This is a genomic window from Micromonospora sp. HUAS YX12, assembly GCF_040215685.1.
Taxonomy (GTDB): domain Bacteria; phylum Actinomycetota; class Actinomycetes; order Mycobacteriales; family Micromonosporaceae; genus Micromonospora; species Micromonospora tulbaghiae.
In genome coordinates this window covers 810,462-828,029 of sequence record NZ_CP157974.1, presented here as the reverse complement: position 1 = coordinate 828,029, position 17,568 = coordinate 810,462, and the positions used below count along the sequence as shown (strand labels likewise).

The window sequence follows — 17,568 nt, the reverse complement described above, 5'->3', positions numbered from 1 at the left end:
GGTTTGACGATCCGGCCGTCCCGGCGCAACGGGGGAAGGTACCCGAGCGCCGGGGCGGCCGATCACCTTGAATCCCCCGACCATCCCCCACCCGGCGTGGTGGCGGCGCGGCAGGTCGCTACGCTGCACCATCGCTCGCACTCCAGGAGGTTGCGCTGAGACTCGAACTGCGCGGCATCACTAAACGGTTCGGTGATCTGGTCGCCAACGACCACATCGACCTGACGGTGGAGCCTGGAGAGATTCACGCCCTGCTCGGCGAGAACGGCGCCGGCAAGTCGACCCTGATGAACGTGCTCTACGGCCTCTACCAGCCGGACGAGGGCGAGATCCTGGTCGACGGCAAGCCGCTGAAGCTGAAGGGCCCGTCCGACGCGATCGCCGCCGGAATCGGGATGGTGCACCAGCACTTCATGCTGGTGCCGGTCTTTACCGTGGCTGAGAACGTGATGCTCGGCGCCGAGCAGGTCAAGGGGCCCTTCGCCGGCATCCTCGACCGCCGGCGCGCCCGGCGCGAGGTCGCCGAGGTCTCCGAGCGGTACAACCTGCGGGTCGACCCGGACGCGGTGATCGAGGATCTGCCGGTCGGCATCCAGCAGCGGGTGGAGATCATCAAGGCCCTCACCCGCGACGTCGACCTGCTGATCCTCGACGAGCCCACGGCCGTGCTCACGCCGCAGGAGACCGAGGAACTGCTCACTGTCATGCGGTCGCTCAAGGCCGCCGGCAAGTCGATCGTGTTCATCACCCACAAGCTGGGCGAGGTGAAGGCGATCGCCGACCGGATCACAGTGATCCGGCGCGGCAAGACCGTCGGCACGGCCGAGCCGAGCGCCAGCCGGGACGAACTGGCCGCGCTGATGGTCGGACGCAGCGTCCGGCTGACCGTGGACAAGAAGCCGGCCACCCCTGGTAAGCCGATCCTGGAGATCTCCGGCCTGGTCGTGGACGACGACCGGCAGGTACGCGCGGTCGACGGCGTCGACCTGACCGTGCACGCCGGTGAGGTGCTCGGCGTGGCGGGCGTGCAGGGCAACGGCCAGACCGAGCTGATCGAGGCGATCATGGGCCTGCGCCCGGTGCTCGCCGGCACGATCAGCCTCGACGGCGAGCCGACGCACGGCTGGTCGACCAAGAAGGTGCTCCGCGCCGGCGTCGGCTACGTGCCGGAGGACCGCAGCGTGGACGGCCTGGTCAAGGAGTTCTCCGTGGCGGAGAACCTGGTGCTGGACATCTACGACCGGCCGCCGTTCGGCAAGGGCCTGTCGCTGAAGCCCGACGCCATCGCCAAGTCGGCGCGGGAGCGGATCGAGCAGTTCGACGTCCGTACCTCCTCGGCCGACGCGGCGGTCGGCACGCTCTCCGGCGGCAACCAGCAGAAGGTGATCGTGGCCCGGGAGCTGTCCCGGCCGCTGAAGCTCTTCATCGCCGCCCAGCCCACCCGGGGCGTGGACGTCGGCTCGATCGAGTTCATCCACAGCCGGGTCATCCGCGAGCGGGACATCGGCACCGCGGTCATGGTGGTCTCCAGCGAACTGGACGAGGTGATCGGCCTGGCCGACCGGATCGCGGTCATGTACCGCGGCCGGATCATCGGCATCGTCGGCCCGGACACCCCGCGCGAGGAGATCGGCCTGCTGATGGCCGGCATCACCCCGGACGCCGCCACCCCGGACGCCGCCACCGCGACCGAGGACGGCCCTGGCAACGAGGACGAGGCATGACCAACCCGAACCCCGTCTCGGGCTCACCGGACAAGGAGCCGGCGACCGAGGCGCAGGAGTCGCTGAGCGAGGCCCGGGCGACGCCGACGCAGCCGGCCGGTGACACCGAGCAGACGGTGCCCGCCACCGCGACCGCGGAGAAGCCGGCCCCGGGCGGAGAATCCCGCCCGAGCGCGGGCCGGATGTTCCTGGACAACCTCTGGGCGGCCAACACGCTCACCGTGACGGTGCTCGCGGTGCTGCTGGCCATGGTGGTCGGCGCGGTGCTGATCATCGTGTCCGACCCCGAGGTGCTCGCCACCTACGGCTACATCACCGCCCGTCCCACCGACGCGCTGAACGCCAGCTGGACGGTGGTCAGCGAGGCGTACGCGAACCTGTTCAAGGGCGCGATCTTCGACCCGGACGCGGTCGGCTTCACCGCCGCCCTGAGCCCGATCTCGGAGACCCTCACCTACGCCGCGCCGCTCGTCTTCACCGGCCTGTCGGTGGCGCTGGCCTTCCGCGGCGGCCTGTTCAACATCGGCGCCCAGGGCCAGGCGACGATCGCCGTCATCCTGGCCGCCGTGGCCGGCTTCGCGCTGCCGCTGCCGCCCGTCGTGCACCTGCTGGTGGCACTGATCGCCGGCGCGCTCGGCGGCGCGCTCTGGGGCTTCATCCCCGGCATCCTCAAGGCACGGGCCGGCGCGCACGAGGTGATCAACACGATCATGCTCAACTACGTGGCGGTCTACTTCCTGTCCTGGATCATCGTCCAGAACGGGGTGCAGAACCCGAACCGGTCGGACGCGATCAGCAAGCCGGTCGACTCCTCCGCGCAGCTGCCCCGCCTGCTCGGCGACGACCTGCGGGTGCACGCCGGCATCCTGCTCGCGGTGGCGGCCACCTGGTTCATCGCCTGGCTGCTCAACCGCTCCACGCTCGGCTTCGAACTGCGGGCCGTGGGCGCGAACCCGGACGCGGCCCGGACCGCCGGCATCAGCGTGACCAAGACGTACGTGCTGGTGATGGTGTTCGCGGGCATGCTGGCCGGTCTGGGCGGCTCGACCATGGTGCTCGGCACCACCGCGACCGCGCTGACCCCGCTGGTGATCGCGCAGATCGGCTTCGACGGCATCCTGGTCGCGCTGCTCGGCCGCGTGAAGCCGTGGGGCGTGCTGCTGGCCGCGCTGCTGTTCGGCGCGCTCCAGGCCGGCGGCAACCGGATGCAGTCGTACTCCGGCATCTCGCTGGAACTGGTTACCGTGCTCCAGGCGCTCATCGTCATCTTCATCGCCGCGCCTGCCCTGGTGAAGACGATCTTCCAGCTCCGGGCGGCCCGCGCCGCCCGGTTGCAGACGAGCCTCGCGAAGGGCTGGTGAGCATGTCCACCACCGCTGTCCCCGAGGTCGCCGTTACCGCGGTCGACGAGGGTTTCTGGACCCGTAACCGGAAGATCGGCGCGGTCCTGCTGGCGCTCGGCGTGCTCGCGGCGGTGCTGTTCGGCGCGCTCGCGACCGACCAGCACGCGCGCTTCACGCTCAGCGAGACCGAGGGCGGGGCCGCCCTGGAGATCAACGGTACGGTCGGCGCGATCCTGTTCGGGCTGATCACCGCCGGAGCCGGAGGCGCCCTGCTGGCCGGTGTGCCCAAGCGCTGGTTCACGCTGCTGCTCGGCGCCGGGCTGGTCGCCTTCGTGCTGAGCTTCCTGTGCTGGCAGGTCTCGGCCGCGCCCGAGGGCCGCAACTTCATGCCGCTGGTGAACGTCGTACGCGGCACGTTCATCCTGGCCCTGCCGCTGATCTTCGGTGCGCTCGCCGGTGTGCTCTGCGAGCGCTCCGGCGTGGTGAACGTGGCGATCGAGGGCCAGCTCCTGATGGGCGCCTTCTCCGGCGCGCTGTTCGGCAGCATGTCCGGCAGCGTCTGGGTCGGCCTGGTGGCCGCCGCCATCGGCGGCGCGTTCATCTCGCTGCTGCTGGCCGTGTTCTCCATCCGCTACCTGGTCGACCAGGTGGTCATGGGCATCGTGCTCAACCTGCTCGCGGTCGGCATCACCGGCTTCCTCTACGAGCGGCTGATGCAGACCGACGCGGCGAAGTACAACAGCGCGCCCCGGTTCAGCAACTGGGAGATCCCGCTGCTGTCCGACATCCCGCTGATCGGCCCGGCGCTGTTCCGGGGCAACATCTTCCTCTACCTCGGCCTGCTGCTGGTGCTCGTCATCCACCTGGCGCTGTTCCGTACCCGGTGGGGCCTGCGGACCCGCTCGGTCGGCGAGCACCCGACCGCCGCGGACACGCTGGGCGTGAAGGTGCTGCGGCTGCGCTACCGCAACGTGATCCTGGCCGGTCTGGTGGCCGGCGTCGGCGGCGCCTCGTACACCCTGGCGCTCTACTCGTTCACCAAGAACATGATCGGCGGTAAGGGCTTCATCGCCCTGGCCGCACTGATCTTCGGCCGGTGGAGCCCGACCGGCGCGCTGCTCGCGGCGCTGTTCTTCGGCTTCGCCGACCAGCTCGCCACCTACCTGGGCGCGATCGGCAGCAGCATCCCGAGCCAGTTCCTGGCGATGCTGCCGTACCTGGCGACGATCCTGGCCGTGGCCGGGCTGGTCGGCAAGGTCCGGGCGCCGGCCGCCGACGGCAAGCCGTACATCAAGGGCTGACCGCCCGCCGCGACACGGTGCCCGGCGGGGCGACCCGCCGGGCATCGTCGTCTCCGGCCGCGCTCGCGACCGATCGGCGTGAATTGGGCAGAATGGGAGTCGTGATGGAGATCGACTGGGAGCGGTTGCGTACCGCCGCCACCGAGGTCATGCGGCACGCGTACGTGCCGTACTCGAAGTTCCCGGTGGGTGCCGCCGCGCTCGTCGACGACGGCCGGGTCGTCGTCGGCTGCAACGTGGAGAACGCCGGCTACGGCGTCACGCTCTGCGCCGAGTGCGGCGTGGTCTCGCAGCTGCACGCGACCGGCGGCGGCCGGATCGTGGCGTTGTCCTGCGTCGACGCCACCGGTGAGCCGCTGATGCCGTGCGGCCGGTGCCGGCAGCTGCTCTGGGAGCAGGGCGGGCCGGAGTGCCTGGTCGAGGCGAAGGGCGGGCCGCTGCGGATGGCGGAGCTGCTGCCGCACGCCTTCGACGTGGCCGACATCGAGGCGGTGACCGGCGAGCATCCGGTGCCCGTGGTGCCGGACCGGCTGGCCGCCTGGCGGGGCCGGGGCACCGTGTTCGTGCACCCCGACCTGTCGGCCGGGCAGCAGGTCTGGACGGCGTACTGGGAGCGGTCGTCCGGTGACACCGCGGACGCCGAGACCGGCGTGCTGGAGGAGGGCTCGACCTGGGACGACCCGGCCGAGGCGATCGAGTGGGGGCTGGCGCGGACGCCGCGCGTGGTGGTGGTGGACGCCTCGGGCACGATCTTCTGGGCTGGTGAGGGTGAGCCCCCTTCGGAGATTCCGGTTCGTTGGGGTTGAGTCGGTTGACGTGGGGCTGAGGTGGGGGCCTGGGCCGACCGCGCCCGGCTCCGGGCGGTCAGGCTTGATCCCTCCGCCGGGCGCGGTCGGCCCAGGCCCGACGTGGGCACCGTTCGCGGCGAGTGCGCCCGGCGATTGTTGATCTATTGATGGGAACTCAAAGGTGAGTGCTTTCACGGCGGTTGACGTCATCCGGGCCAAGCGGGACGGGGGTGTGCTGAGCGACGGGCAGATCGACTGGGTGGTCGACGCGTACACCAAGGGCCTGGTCGCCGACGAGCAGATGTCGGCGCTGGCCATGGCGATCCTGCTGCGCGGCATGACCGCGCCGGAGATCGCCCGGTGGACGGCCGCCATGATCGCCAGCGGCGAGCGGCTCGACCTGTCGCCGGTGTCCCGGCCGACTGTGGACAAGCACTCCACCGGCGGCGTCGGTGACAAGATCACCCTGCCGCTGACCCCGCTGGTGGCCGCGTGCGGCGCGGCGGTGCCGCAGCTGTCCGGCCGGGGCCTGGGCCACACCGGCGGCACGCTGGACAAGCTGGAGTCGATCCCGGGCTGGCGGGCGGCGCTCACCAACGACGAGTTCATCGCCCAGCTCCGCGACGTGGGCGCGGTGATCTGCGCGGCCGGCGACGGGCTCGCCCCGGCCGACCGCAAGCTGTACGCGCTGCGCGACGTCACCGGCACGGTCGAGGCGATCCCGCTGATCGCCAGCTCGATCATGAGCAAGAAGATCGCCGAGGGGACCGGCGCGCTGGTGCTCGACGTGAAGGTCGGCTCCGGCGCGTTCATGAAGAACGCCGACGACGCCCGCGAGCTGGCCCGCACCATGGTCGATCTGGGCGGTGCGCACGGCGTACGGACGGTCGCCCTGCTCACCGACATGTCCACCCCGCTCGGCCTGGCCGTCGGCAACGCGGTCGAGGTGACCGAGTCGGTGGAGGTGCTCGCCGGTGGCGGTCCGGCCGACGTGGTGGAGCTGACGCTGGCGCTGGCCCGGGAGATGCTCGACGCGGCCGGCCTGCCGGACGCCGACCCGGCCGCGGCGCTGCGGGACGGCCGGGCGATGGACTCCTGGCGCACGATGATCCGGGCGCAGGGCGGTGACCCGGACGCCCCGATGCCCGTCGCGAACGAGGTCGAGGTGGTCACCGCCACCGAGGACGGGTGGGTCGCCGAGGTCGACGCGTACGCGATCGGGGTCGCCGCCTGGCGGCTCGGCGCGGGCCGGGCTCGCAAGGAGGATCCGGTGAGCATCCCGGCCGGCGTGGTGCTGCACCGGCGTCCCGGTGACCGGGTGCGCGCCGGTGACCCGCTGTTCGAGCTGCGTGCCGAGCACGCCGAGCGGATCCCGGCCGCGCTGGCCGAGGCACGCCGGGCGGTACGCGTCGCGCCGGCCGCGCCGGACACGGCGCCGCTGGTCGTCGAGCGGATCGGCTGACCGGGGACGGCCATGGTGCCGGCCCGCCCGGAGCCGCTATCCTCCCAGGCCAGGGGGGATCGGCCGGCGACGAGCCGAGGTGAGCAGACAGGGGCTTGACCGTGCGCGTACCCGCTCCCGATCCCCGGGCCGTCCGGGAGGCGAGCCTGGACGAGTTGTCCCGGCTGGGTCTTCCGCTGCCGCCACCGCAGTTCCCGCTGGTGTGGGAGCCGGGCGACGAGATCGAGCTGCGTCCGACCCCGGAGGTCGAGGCCCGGATCGCGGTGCTGCACGTGATCCTGGCCCGCTGCTTCGGGATGCCCGCGCAGGCGGCGACGGGCTGGCTGCTGGAGTCGCACCTGGTCGACTCGGTGACGCCGCCGGAGTGGCAGTTCGTGATGGGCGGCCGGGGCGACCACCGGTCGTTCGTGCTGCACCACGACGCCCTGTTCTCGCTGGCCTGGGTGCTCGGACTGGCCAAGGAACTGGACCCGACGGTGCCGGTGGACGAACGGCTGGTCGAGCGGATGCCGAACCTGGTCGCGGGGGAGACGTTCGGCCAGTGGCGGGCCCGGATCCTGGCCGCGCCACAGCATCCCGGTGACGCCGCGGCGCTGCTCGACCTGCACTACTGCCTCGACTGGGCGTACCTGGAGACCGAGAAGGCCGGCCGCGCGCTGCCGGGGCTGGTGGACGCGAACGCGATCGGGCAGCGCCGGTGGGCGCTGGAGTGGGCGGTGGTGCTGCGCGGGCCGTACCACGACGAGCCGCCGGGCTGGGAAGAGGTCGACCTCTCCACCTGAGGCGGGTCAGCGCGGGCGGTGCACGCCGAGCCGGACCGAGAGCGTCACCGGCACCGGCTCGGGCAGCGCGGCGATGCGCGCGGCGAGCCGTTGCGGGTCGGCGTGCCAGGCGCTCGGTCCCATCCCGACGAGCGTGGTGACCTCGGCGCGGGTCAGCGCGAGCCGGGCCCGGTGCCCGGTCGCGGACTCCTCGGCGAAGTGGGCGCCGAGGCTGCCGGCGACCCGGTCGGCCTTGTCCGGGTCCACCCGGAGCAGGTCCAGCGCGTCGACGAGTTCGGTCAGGTGGTCGGCGGCCGGGGTGACCACCAGCAGCGCGCCGCCGGGGTCGAGCACCCGGTGGAACTCCGGGCCGTTGCGCGGCGCGAACACGTTCAGCAGCACGGCGGTGGACCGGTCGGCCAGCGGCAGCCGCTGCCAGGTGTCGGCCAGCGCGGCGGCGGCCCGCGGGTGCGCCCGGGCCGCGCGGCGCAGCGCCGGCTTGGAGACGTCGAGGGCCAGGCCGGCGGCGTCCGGCAGCGCCGCCAGCACCGCCGCGAGGTAATGCCCGGTCCCGGCGCCGGCATCGACCACCAGGGGGTACGGGTCGAAGCCCGCGACGCGTACCGCTGTGCCGGCGAGCGCGGCGGCGACGGTGTCGTAGTGGCCGGCGGCGAGGAAGCCGGCGCGGGCGGCGACCATCTCGGCGCTGTCGCCGGTGTGCGGGGCGCGGCCGGCGAGCAGGTTCACGTATCCCTGCCGGGCGATGTCGAAGCTGTGCCCGCGCGGACAGCGCAGGGCGCGCGCGGTGCCGGCGGTGGTCTCGGTGAGCGGTTCGGCGCAGACCGGGCAGCGCAGCCGGGCGAGGATGTGATCGTCCACGGCTCAGCCCTCCGCTTCCGCGCGGCCGGTGGGGCGGCCGGTGAGGTGGCCGATCACCCGTTGGCTGAGCGTGCCGAGCGCGGACAGCTCGCCCGGGGTGAGCCGGTCGATCAGGTGCCGGCGGACGGCTGCCACGTGGCCCGGCGCGGCGGCCTCGACGGCCTGACGCCCGGCCGGGGTGAGTACGACGACGGAGCCGCGGCCGTCGGTGGCGCACTCCTCCCGGGTGACCAGGCCGCGTTGCTGCATCCGGGAGATGTGGTGGGACAGGCGGCTGCGGGACCAGAGCATCCGGTCGGCGAGTTCGCTGAGCCGGAGCCGTTGTTCCGGCGTCTCGGACAGGTCGCTGAGGACGTCGTAGTCCGGCTCGGAGAGACCGGCGTCCTGCATCAGCTCCCGCGCCAGTTCGAGGTCGAGCAGGCGGCGCATGCGGCGGTAGCCGCGCCAGGCGCGGTCCTCCTGCTCGTCGAGCCAGCGCGGTTCGTCCATGCGCCGATCCTACCGGTGTTGTTGACATGTCACCAAGTTGCGGCCTAGGTTGATGACATGTCAACCAAACTGCCGTCCCGGCTGGTGCGGCTGTTCGCCGGCCTGGCCCTGTTCGGCGTCAGCGTCGCGCTGATGGTCCGCGCCGATCTCGGGCTCGCGTCCTGGGACGTGCTGCACCAGGGCCTCGCCGACCGCACCGGCCTGCCGATGGGCCTGCTGGTCAACGGCGTGGCGCTGCTGGTGCTGCTGCTGTGGATCCCGCTGCGGCAGCGCCCGGGCGTCGGCACCGTCGCGAACGTCGCGCTCGTCGGCCTGGCCCTCGACGCGACGCTGGCCCTGCTGCCACCGGTCGACCCGCTCGCCGGCCGGATCGGCCTGCTGGTCGCGGGCGTCCTGCTCAACGGCCTCGCCACCGCGCTCTACCTCGGCGCCCGGCTCGGCCCGGGTCCGCGGGACGGGTTGATGACCGGCCTGGCCGCCCGCGGCCTGCCGCTCGGCCCGGCCCGCACCGGGATCGAGGTGACGGTGCTGGCGGCCGGGTGGCTGCTCGGCGGCGTCGTCGGCCCCGGCACCCTGCTCTACGCGATCGGCATCGGGCCGATCGTCGCCTGGTTCGTTCCCCGGCTCACCGCCCCGGCCGCCGCCCCGACAGGAGTGACCTCACCATGCCCCGCCTGAACGTCGTCGTCGCCAGCACCCGCCCCGGCCGGGTCGGCCGTCGCATCGGTGACTGGTTCACCGCGGCCGCCATCCGCCACGCCGGCTTCGACGAGGTACGCCTGGTCGACCTGGCCGAGATCGGGTTGCCCTTCCACGACGAGCCGCACCACCCGTCCGAGCGGGTCTACCTGCACGAGCACACCCGCGCCTGGAGCGCCGAGATCGACGCCGCGGACGCCTTCGTCCTGGTGATGCCGGAGTACAACTACGGCTTCAGCGCGCCGCTGAAGAACGCGATCGACTACCTCTACCACGAGTGGCAGCACAAGCCGGTGGGCTTCGTCAGCTACGGCATGACCTCCGGCGGCCTGCGCGCGGTGCAGATGATCAAGCAGGTGGTGACCACGCTGAACATGACCCCGGTCAACGACCAGGTGGTCGTCTTCCTGCGGCAGGCGCTGGACGAGTCGGGCGAGCTGCGACCCGACCCCGGTCGTGAGGAGGCCGCCGCGCAGATGCTGGACCAGCTCGCCCGGCTGGCCGCCGCGCTCGCGCCGCTGCGGGTCAACGCATGAGCGTCCGGCTCTGGGAGCTGTTCGGCGAGCGCGGGCGCGGGGTGCTCGTCACGCTGCGCCGGGACGGCCGTCCCCAGCTGTCCAACCTCGACTACCTGGCCGAACCGGGCCTGATCCGCTGCTCCACCACCGGCGACCGGGCCAAGGTGCGCAACCTGCGCCGCGACCCCCGGGCCGGCTTCCACGTGACCACCGCCGACGGCGGGGCGTACGCGGTCGCCGAGGGCACCGTGACGCTCACCCCGCCGGCCGCCGCCACCGACGACGCGACGGTCGGCGAGCTGGTCGAGGTCTACCGGCGGATCCGCGGCGAACACCCGGACTGGGCCGACTACCGGGCCGCCATGGTGGCCGACGGGCGGGTGGTCCTGCGGCTCGCGGTGGAGCGGGTGTACGGCTGGCGGCCCTGACCGGCCCGGTCCACCGCCGCGCCCGCACCGGGGGTGACTAGGGTCTGAGCATGGTCGCAATCTCGTACGAGGACATCGTCAAGGTCCCGAAGGCGCTGCTGCACGATCACCTCGACGGCGGCCTGCGGCCCGCGACGATCGTCGAGCTGGCCGCCGAGGTCGGCCACGAACTGCCCACCACCGACCCGGCGGCGCTCGGCGTCTGGTTCACCGAGGCGGCGAACTCCGGCTCGCTGGAGCGCTACCTGGAGACGTTCGCGCACACGGTGGCGGTCATGCAGACCGCCACCGCGTTGCGCCGGGTCGCCCGCGAGTGCGCGCTGGACCTGGCCGCCGACGGTGTGGTCTACGCCGAGGTCCGGTTCGCGCCGGAGCAGCACCTGGAACAGAACCTGACCCTGGACGAGGTGGTCGACGCGGTGGTCACCGGGTTCCGGGAGGGCAGCGCGCTGGCCGCCGAGGCGGGCACCCCGATCCGGATCGGCACGCTGCTGACCGCGATGCGGCACGCGGCCCGCTCGCAGGAGATCGCCGAGCTGGCCGTACGGCACCGCGACACCGGGGTGGTCGGCTTCGACATCGCCGGCGCCGAGGCGGGCTTCCCGCCCACCCGGCACCTGGACGCGTTCGAGTACCTCCAGCGGGAGAACTTCCACTTCACCATCCACGCCGGTGAGGCGTTCGGCCTGCCGTCCATCTGGCAGGCGATCCAGTGGTGCGGCGCCGACCGGCTCGGCCACGGCGTACGCATCGTCGACGACATCACACCGGGCAACCCGCCGGTGCTGGGCCGGCTGGCCGCGTACGTGCGGGACAAGCGCATCCCGCTGGAGCTGTGCCCGTCGTCGAACGTGCAGACCGGTGCGGCGGCCTCGATCGCCGACCACCCGATCGGTCTGCTGCGCGACCTGCGGTTCCGGGTGACGGTGAACACCGACAACCGGCTGATGAGCGGCACCTCGATGTCGCGGGAGATGGCGCTGCTGGTGGAGGCCTTCGGCTACGGCTGGAAGGAACTCCAGTGGTTCACCATCAACGCGATGAAGAGCGCGTTCATCCCGTTCGACGAGCGGCTGCGGATCATCGACGAGGTGATCAAGCCGGCGTACGCCGAGCTGATCGGCTGATCAGGACTGGCGGGGGTGGCCGGAGAGCAGGGCGGCCACCCCGCGCAGCACCTGCCCGGCCCGGGCCGCCTCGGCGCCCAGCCCGGTCTGCCGGCGCAGCACGGCCGGCTCGGCGCGCAGCAGCGCGACCCCGCGCCGGAGCAGCACCCGGGGCGCCTTGCGCTGCTCGGCGAGATCCCGGGCGAGGCGGCGCAGGAACGTCGCCCCGCGCGGGCGGCGCAGCGCGTACGCCCCGGCGAGCAGCCCGAGTCGCCGGCACTCGGCCACGATCTCGGCCGCGAAGATCCCCTCGGCGACGAAGATTGGCGATCCGTCGACATCGAATGGCCGGGTGGCTACCCGACGGTCTTCGCCGATCGCATAAACCGGCACTTCGGCCTTGCCCTCACGAGCCAGTCGGGCGATTGTTTGCACCGCCATGTCCGCATCCCAGGACAAGGAGGACTCCCAATCCACCTGTCCGTTCCGACGCGGACACGTAGGGTCATCGCCGTCCTTGTAGAAGTCGTCCAGGCAGAGCACCGGAAGTCCGGTTCGCTGGGCTATGTATGACTTTCCCGACCCGGAGGGGCCGGCGAGCAGGACGACGCGATGCGGATGTTCCATTACCTTCAGTGACTCCGGGCAGACGGATTGCTATCAAATTGCATCAACATCTCATCACACCTCCGGTGAGGGACAACCTGGTCTTTCTCTTTGCGGAGCGGCGTGATGGAATCTCGGAGGTCCGACCCGCCGGGTCGGTCGCTCGGCGTTGCCCTCAGGGTGGCGCGGGGCGCGGTAATGCGAGGGCGGTGACGTGAGCAAACGGCCAACGACGGCGGGCTCCTTCCTGTCGCGGCTGCGCCAGCCGATGAGTCGGCTGCGCGACATGCCGATCTGGTCCAAGCTCGGTCTGATCATGATCGTGCCGACCATCGCCACGGTCGTGGTGGGCACCAGTGGTCTGGTCGACCACCTGGAGACGCTCAACAATGCCAACCGGGCGGGGGATCTGGCCAATCTGATCGGCTACTCGGGTGACCTGGTCGACACCGTGCAGGACGAGCGGGTCGGCGCCGTGCTCTTCCTCGGCGCGAAGGAGTTCCAGACCCGGGCGCAGTACCAGGAGGGTTACAACCGCGCCAACCAGCGGGTGGATCAGGCGAAGTCGCCCTACCTGCGGCAGCGTGGCGAGATCGACGACCTGCCCCGCAACTTCGTCGGGCTGCTGGACACGATCGACACCCAGCTCAAGGATCTTCCGGCGACCCGCAGCCAGGTGATGAACGGCAAGCTCAAGATCAATGACGCCGACCAGGCGTACCGGCAGCTGATCGAGGACCTGCTGGCGATCCGCGACTCGGCCACCCAGCTCGCCGGCAACAACGACCTGAGCGACCGGATGCGCGCGGCGGCCGCCGTGGCCCGGCAGAAGGAATACCTGACCCAGCGCCGGGTCGTCGTCCACCAGGCGCTCACCCAGAACCAGTACACCGCCGCGCTGCGCGAGCAGTTCATCGCCAGCGGCACCGGCCAGTCGCAGTCGCTGGCGACCTTCCAGTCCGTCGCCACCGAGCCCGACAAGCTGTTCTACGAGCAGACCGTCTCCGGGCCCGACCTGCGCAAGGCCGACCGCTTCACCAGTTTCGTCTCGGGCAACAACAACGGCTCGATGGAGAACGCTCCGTTCGGGGCGGACCAGTGGGACCAGACCATGGTCGCCAACGCCAAGCTGATCCGGACCGTGGAGTCCCGGCTCGACGGCAACGTGGTCCGGCAGGCCGACGCGCTGCGCTCGGACACCCAGCGCCAGGTGTTCCTGGAGACCGGCCTGCTGCTCACCATGCTGCTGCTGGCCATCCTGTTCGCGTACCTGGTGGCCCGTTCGATGGCCCGCTCGCTGCGCGACCTGCGCCAGGGCGCCCTGGCGGTGGCCCAGTACGGGCTGCCACAGGCGGTCGCCCGCCTGCGCGACCCGCAGGTGACCGGCCAGCTCTCCCCGGTGCAACTGGCCAACCAGATCGCCGAGCCGCTGCCGGTGCGCAGCAAGGACGAGTTCGGCCAGGTGACCGAGGCGTTCAACGCCGTCCACCTGGAGGCCGTCCGGACCGCCGCCGAGCAGGCCGCCCTACGGGCGTCGGTCGCGACCATGTTCGTCAACCTGGCCCGCCGCTCGCAGATCCTGGTCGACCGGCTGATCGGCCACCTCGACCGGCTGGAGCGCGGCGAGGAGGACCCGGACCGCCTGGCCGAGCTGTTCCAGCTCGACCACCTGGCCACCCGGATGCGCCGCAACGACGAGAACCTGCTGGTCCTCGCCGGCGCGGACTCCACCCGTGTGCAGCGCGAGCCCGCCGCCCTGATCGACGTGCTCCGCGCCGCCCAGTCCGAGGTCGAGCACTACACCCGGATCGAGTTCGGCGTGATCGACCGGGACATCGAGGTCGCCGCCCACGCGGTCAACGACCTGGTGCACCTGGTCGCCGAGCTGTTCGACAACGCCACCGCCTTCTCCCCGCCGGACTCCCAGGTCATGGTGGAGGCCCGGCGGGTCGGTGACCGCGCCTCCCTCTACGTGGAGGACCGCGGCATCGGCATCAGCCCGGAGCAGCTCCGCGACCTCAACGAGCGGCTGGCCACGCCGCCGCAGGTGGACGTCGCGGTCTCCCGGATGATGGGCCTGGTCGTGGTCGCGCGGCTGGCCGCCCGGCACGGTGTCCGGGTCGAGCTGCGACCGGGCGCCGACCGGGGCACCGTCGCCGACGTGACGCTGCCCACCTCGGTCCTGGTGCCGCGCGCCCTGGCCGGCCGTGCCCAGGGTGCGCCGGCCCTGCCTCCCGCCGCCTCACAGCAGGGCGGACCGGCGCCCGCCTTCGGCGCCCTGGCCGCCTTCGGCAACAACAACCCGCCGAGCCTGCCGCCGGCGCCGCACCCGGGCTCCTCGGGCAACCAGGTCACGCTCGGTGGACGCGCCTTCGACCCGGCGCCGCGCAACGGCTCGGGCACCCCGGCGAACGCCGGTGGCGGCCGGGCGATGCCGGCCTGGTCCGACCTGACCGGCGCCAACCCGTCCGGTGGGGACGGCGGTTTCGGCTCCCGGACCTCGAACGGCCAGGGATTCGAGTCGCTGCCGCAGCGGCGCAACCCGGACGAGGGTGACCCGGGCACCAGCGGCCAGCAGCCGGCGATCCCGCGCCAGCTGCCGAGCAGCCCGGAGGCGCGGCCCTACAGCCCGCCGCCGGTCTCCGCGCCGCCGGTCCCGCCGGTGTCCGCGCCGCCGCTGCCCCCGGTCTCCGGCGCACCGGTCTCCGGCAACCCGCTGCCGTACCGCCCGGTCTCGGCCGCCCCGGTCTCCGGTGACCCGTTCTCGGGCCGTCCGGTCTCCGCGGCGCCGGTCTCCGGCGACCCGCTGCCGTACCGCCCGGTCTCGGCCGTGCCGGTCTCCGGGCACCCCGTGTCGGCCGCGCCGGTCTCCGGACAGCCCGCCGCCGGTCACCCGGCCTCCGCGCCGCCGGCCAACCAGCCGCAGGCGCGCCCGATGTCCGCGCCGGGTGTCAGCGCCCCGCCGGTCTGGCCCCCGGTCGCGCCGACGCCCGCTCCGGCGGCGCCGGAACGGCCGGCGAGCGGCATGGACATGACCACCGAGCTGCCCCGGGTGCCGCGCACGGAGATGCCGGCCACCCCGCAGCCGACGGCCGGCCAGCCGTCCGCCGCTCCGGCCGGCCAGCCGTCCGCCGCTCCGGCCGCGAACCGGCCGTCCGAGGCCCGGCCCGCCACCCCGGCGGCACCGGTGTCGCGGCCGGCCACGCCGCAGCAGCCGGGCAACCGCCAGCGGTACGCGGACGAGACGATGGAGCTGCCGATCTTCCGGGAGCTGGAGTCGGCGTGGTTCCGTACTCGCCGCCCCGGGCCGAACGAGGAGTCGGCGGCACCGGCCGCGACGACCAACGGTGGCGCCGCCGCCACCCAGCAGTTCGCCAAGGTGGACACGGCCGGCCGGCCCGTGCCGCAGACGACACCCGCAACGACAGGTAACACACCGATGGCACACACTCCGACGGCCGGCGGAGCACCGCGTGACAACGGCGCGGCGAACGGGAACGCCCGTCCCGCGTACACCGGCGGGTTGCCCACCCGGCAGCCGGCCGCGCCGCCGCAGCCCTCCTCCCCGTGGCAGACCGCGGCCGACGACGGCTGGCGTGCCGCCTCGGCGGCCACCGAGGTGCCGGTCGAGGAGACCACCCAGAAGGGCCTGCCGAAGCGGACGCCGATGGCGCAGCTCGTGCCGGGCAGCATCGACAAGCCTTCTGCGTCGGTGCAGCGGCGCACACCGGAGGGGGTCCGGGGCCTGCTCTCGGCCTACCATCGGGGCGTGCAGCGCGGGCGTAACACCGACAGCAACACGACCGGCCCGGAGGGCACTCCGGGCGGGCAGCAGTCCTCGCAGTCTGACTCAGGCCCGGTGGCCGGGAGCGGGCAGAAGGAGCAACAAGGATGACTACTACGCAGGATCTCGGATGGCTGCTCGCCAACTTCGCCGACCGGGTGCCCGGTGTGGCGCACGCGGTCGCGGTCTCGGCCGACGGCCTGCTTCTCGCCTCGTCCCGTGACCTTCCGCGGGACCGCGCCGACCAGCTCGCCGCGATCGCGTCCGGTCTGGTCAGCCTCACCCAGGGCGCGGCCCGCTGCTTCGAGGGCGGGGCGGTGTTGCAGACAGTCGTCGAGATGGACAACGGCTTCCTGTTCCTGATGTCCATCTCGGACGGCTCGTCGTTCGCGGTGCTGGCGGCGCGGAGCTGCGACGTCGGTCAGGTCGGGTACGAGATGGCCCTGCTCGTGGACCGGGTGGGCGACGCCCTGACGCCGCAGCCGCGTACGGCTGTGGGAATGATGGGCTGAATGACGCGCTGGCCGGTGGGTCAGGTGCGGGAACAACTACGACAGCGACGGATGTCACCGGGACGAGCCGGTGCCGGGTGCGAGGGAGGTGAGCGGCGAAATGGCGGATCGTGACGAGCCGACCGGCGCGTTGGTCCGACCGTACGCCGTTACCCGCGGTCGTACCCGTCCCCGGCTCGACATCGCCCTGGAGGCACTCGTCGAGACGACGGTGCGCGGCCGAGCAGTTGCCACTGGCAATGGTGGCGGTCGTGAACACCAGTACATCGCCGCGCTGTGTGACGGACGTGTGCAGTCGCTCGCCGAGATCGCGGCGCGGATGCAGCTTCCGCTCGGCGTGGCCCGGGTGCTCATCGCCGACATGGCGACGGACGGCCTGGTCGCGGTCCACGAGCCGACCATTTTGGACGACTCCGACGACGCGGTGGGCACTGAACTGCTGGAGAGGGTGCTGAGTGGACTTCGCAGGCTCTGACATGTCGCACCGGCCGCCGGCCCCGAGCGGCCGAGTGACGTCGGCGAAGATCGTTATCGCCGGTGGGTTCGGCGTCGGCAAGACGACGCTGGTCGGCTCGGTCTCCGAGATCACGCCGCTGACCACCGAGGCGATCATGACCTCCGCCGGTGTCGGCGTCGACGACACCCGGCAGGTGCCGGGCAAGACGACGACCACGGTGGCGATGGACTTCGGTCGTATCTCGATCGACCGGGATCTGATCCTGTACCTGTTCGGTACGCCGGGTCAGACGCGGTTCTGGTTCATGTGGGACGAGTTGGTCCGGGGTGCGATCGGCGCGGTGGTGCTCGTCGACACCCGGCGGCTCGCCGACTGCTTCGCCGCCATCGACTTCTTCGAGCACCGGCGGCTGCCGTACCTGGTGGCCATCAACTGCTTCGACGGCATGCAGTACCACGATCCGCAGGACGTCCGGGACGCGCTGGCGATCTCCCGCGACGTGCCGGTGGTGCCGTGTGACGCCCGGAACCGGGAGTCCACGAAGCACGTGCTGATCTCGCTGGTCGAGTATGTGCTCACCATGCGGCGCTCGCGGGCCGTCGCGCCCGCCTGACCGACGCGCGGAAGCGCCCGGCGGCCTCAGGGCCACCGGGCGCTTCCTGCCGTCTGAGGGCGGACACGGTACGCGATCGCCCGGTGACCCTCCACGCG

17 protein-coding genes are annotated in these 17,568 nt (G+C 72.4%); 14 read left to right on the top strand and 3 right to left on the bottom strand.

Annotated features, from left to right (window positions below):
* Positions 1–227: 227 nt before the first annotated feature.
* The 6 genes from ABIH81_RS04035 to ABIH81_RS04010 all read left to right on the top strand — a co-directional run bounded on the left by ABIH81_RS04035 (position 228) and on the right by ABIH81_RS04010 (position 7,400).
* Positions 228–1,724, top strand: a complete 1,497-nt coding sequence (locus ABIH81_RS04035) for an ABC transporter ATP-binding protein (RefSeq protein ID WP_349879076.1) — start codon at positions 228–230, stop codon at positions 1,722–1,724.
* The gene (locus tag ABIH81_RS04030) at positions 1,721–3,085 is read left to right on the top strand and encodes an ABC transporter permease (RefSeq protein ID WP_349879075.1); all 1,365 of its coding nucleotides are present in this window, start codon (positions 1,721–1,723) and stop codon (positions 3,083–3,085) included. The genes ABIH81_RS04035 and ABIH81_RS04030 overlap by 4 nt, the downstream gene beginning before the upstream one ends.
* Positions 3,086–3,087: 2 nt before the next feature.
* Positions 3,088–4,368: an ABC transporter permease gene (locus tag ABIH81_RS04025; protein WP_349879074.1), complete on the top strand. Its 1,281-nt coding sequence runs from the start codon at positions 3,088–3,090 to the stop codon at positions 4,366–4,368.
* Positions 4,369–4,472: 104 nt separating this feature from the next.
* On the top strand, positions 4,473–5,174 hold the full coding sequence (locus ABIH81_RS04020) for a cytidine deaminase (RefSeq protein ID WP_349881001.1): 702 nt from the start codon (positions 4,473–4,475) through the stop codon (positions 5,172–5,174).
* Positions 5,175–5,337: 163 nt separating this feature from the next.
* Complete coding sequence (locus ABIH81_RS04015) at positions 5,338–6,618, top strand: thymidine phosphorylase (protein ID WP_349879073.1); 1,281 nt, start codon at positions 5,338–5,340, stop codon at positions 6,616–6,618.
* Between the two features lie 101 nt (positions 6,619–6,719).
* The gene (locus tag ABIH81_RS04010) at positions 6,720–7,400 is read left to right on the top strand and encodes a DUF4272 domain-containing protein (protein WP_349879072.1); all 681 of its coding nucleotides are present in this window, start codon (positions 6,720–6,722) and stop codon (positions 7,398–7,400) included.
* Between the two features lie 6 nt (positions 7,401–7,406).
* On the opposite strand, the gene ABIH81_RS04005 is transcribed toward ABIH81_RS04010, so the two are convergent.
* The gene (locus tag ABIH81_RS04005; protein ID WP_349879071.1) at positions 7,407–8,258 is read right to left on the bottom strand and encodes a putative RNA methyltransferase; all 852 of its coding nucleotides are present in this window, start codon (positions 8,256–8,258) and stop codon (positions 7,407–7,409) included.
* 3 nt (positions 8,259–8,261) lie between these two features.
* A complete protein-coding gene (locus ABIH81_RS04000) occupies positions 8,262–8,747 on the bottom strand; it encodes a MarR family transcriptional regulator (RefSeq protein ID WP_349879070.1) in 486 nt (161 codons plus the stop codon).
* A gap of 57 nt (positions 8,748–8,804) precedes the next feature.
* On the opposite strand from ABIH81_RS04000, the gene ABIH81_RS03995 reads away from it, so the two are divergent.
* Genes ABIH81_RS03995 through ABIH81_RS03980 form a run of 4 tightly spaced genes read left to right on the top strand, consistent with a single transcriptional unit; the run spans position 8,805 to position 11,519 of the window.
* Positions 8,805–9,425 carry a hypothetical protein gene (locus ABIH81_RS03995; RefSeq protein WP_349879069.1) on the top strand — a complete coding sequence of 207 codons (621 nt, stop codon included), beginning with the start codon at positions 8,805–8,807 and terminating at the stop codon, positions 9,423–9,425.
* The gene (locus ABIH81_RS03990) at positions 9,413–9,982 is read left to right on the top strand and encodes an NAD(P)H-dependent oxidoreductase (protein ID WP_349879068.1); all 570 of its coding nucleotides are present in this window, start codon (positions 9,413–9,415) and stop codon (positions 9,980–9,982) included. Before ABIH81_RS03995 ends, ABIH81_RS03990 begins: the two co-directional genes overlap by 13 nt.
* Positions 9,979–10,392, top strand: a complete 414-nt coding sequence (locus ABIH81_RS03985) for a PPOX class F420-dependent oxidoreductase (protein WP_349879067.1) — start codon at positions 9,979–9,981, stop codon at positions 10,390–10,392. The genes ABIH81_RS03990 and ABIH81_RS03985 overlap by 4 nt, the downstream gene beginning before the upstream one ends.
* 50 nt (positions 10,393–10,442) lie before the next feature.
* Positions 10,443–11,519: an adenosine deaminase gene (locus tag ABIH81_RS03980; protein WP_128139094.1), complete on the top strand. Its 1,077-nt coding sequence runs from the start codon at positions 10,443–10,445 to the stop codon at positions 11,517–11,519.
* Here ABIH81_RS03980 and ABIH81_RS03975 read toward each other — a convergent pair whose 3' ends face one another.
* On the bottom strand, positions 11,520–11,939 hold the full coding sequence (locus ABIH81_RS03975) for a hypothetical protein (protein ID WP_349879066.1): 420 nt from the start codon (positions 11,937–11,939) through the stop codon (positions 11,520–11,522).
* 379 nt (positions 11,940–12,318) lie between these two features.
* Here ABIH81_RS03975 and ABIH81_RS03970 point away from each other — a divergent pair, with 379 nt between their 5' ends.
* The 4 genes from ABIH81_RS03970 to ABIH81_RS03955 all read left to right on the top strand — a co-directional run bounded on the left by ABIH81_RS03970 (position 12,319) and on the right by ABIH81_RS03955 (position 17,470).
* Entirely contained in the window at positions 12,319–15,999 is a 3,681-nt protein-coding gene (locus ABIH81_RS03970) for a nitrate- and nitrite sensing domain-containing protein (protein ID WP_349879065.1), read from the top strand.
* Complete coding sequence (locus ABIH81_RS03965; protein WP_013283992.1) at positions 15,996–16,400, top strand: roadblock/LC7 domain-containing protein; 405 nt, start codon at positions 15,996–15,998, stop codon at positions 16,398–16,400. Before ABIH81_RS03970 ends, ABIH81_RS03965 begins: the two co-directional genes overlap by 4 nt.
* A gap of 100 nt (positions 16,401–16,500) precedes the next feature.
* Positions 16,501–16,875, top strand: coding sequence for a DUF742 domain-containing protein (locus ABIH81_RS03960; protein ID WP_349881000.1), 375 nt, complete (start codon positions 16,501–16,503; stop codon positions 16,873–16,875).
* Position 16,876: 1 nt separating this feature from the next.
* Positions 16,877–17,470 carry an ATP/GTP-binding protein gene (locus ABIH81_RS03955; protein ID WP_030501201.1) on the top strand — a complete coding sequence of 198 codons (594 nt, stop codon included), beginning with the start codon at positions 16,877–16,879 and terminating at the stop codon, positions 17,468–17,470.
* Positions 17,471–17,568 lie beyond the last annotated feature (98 nt).

What these genes read in the sequence shown, in the direction of transcription:
- ABIH81_RS04030 (WP_349879075.1), top strand. Translation starts at nt 1,721, where the DNA reads ATGACCAACCCGAACCCCGTCTCGGGCTCACCGGACAAGGAGCCGGCG.
- ABIH81_RS03980 (WP_128139094.1), top strand. Translation starts at nt 10,443, where the DNA reads ATGGTCGCAATCTCGTACGAGGACATCGTCAAGGTCCCGAAGGCGCTG.
- ABIH81_RS03965 (WP_013283992.1), top strand. Translation starts at nt 15,996, where the DNA reads ATGACTACTACGCAGGATCTCGGATGGCTGCTCGCCAACTTCGCCGAC.
- ABIH81_RS04000 (WP_349879070.1), bottom strand. Translation starts at nt 8,747, where the DNA reads ATGGACGAACCGCGCTGGCTCGACGAGCAGGAGGACCGCGCCTGGCGC.
- ABIH81_RS03955 (WP_030501201.1), top strand. Translation starts at nt 16,877, where the DNA reads ATGTCGCACCGGCCGCCGGCCCCGAGCGGCCGAGTGACGTCGGCGAAG.
- ABIH81_RS04020 (WP_349881001.1), top strand. Translation starts at nt 4,473, where the DNA reads ATGGAGATCGACTGGGAGCGGTTGCGTACCGCCGCCACCGAGGTCATG.
- ABIH81_RS03975 (WP_349879066.1), bottom strand. Translation starts at nt 11,939, where the DNA reads ATGGCGGTGCAAACAATCGCCCGACTGGCTCGTGAGGGCAAGGCCGAA.
- ABIH81_RS03995 (WP_349879069.1), top strand. Translation starts at nt 8,805, where the DNA reads ATGTCAACCAAACTGCCGTCCCGGCTGGTGCGGCTGTTCGCCGGCCTG.
- ABIH81_RS03990 (WP_349879068.1), top strand. Translation starts at nt 9,413, where the DNA reads ATGCCCCGCCTGAACGTCGTCGTCGCCAGCACCCGCCCCGGCCGGGTC.
- ABIH81_RS03985 (WP_349879067.1), top strand. Translation starts at nt 9,979, where the DNA reads ATGAGCGTCCGGCTCTGGGAGCTGTTCGGCGAGCGCGGGCGCGGGGTG.
- ABIH81_RS04025 (WP_349879074.1), top strand. Translation starts at nt 3,088, where the DNA reads ATGTCCACCACCGCTGTCCCCGAGGTCGCCGTTACCGCGGTCGACGAG.
- ABIH81_RS03960 (WP_349881000.1), top strand. Translation starts at nt 16,501, where the DNA reads ATGGCGGATCGTGACGAGCCGACCGGCGCGTTGGTCCGACCGTACGCC.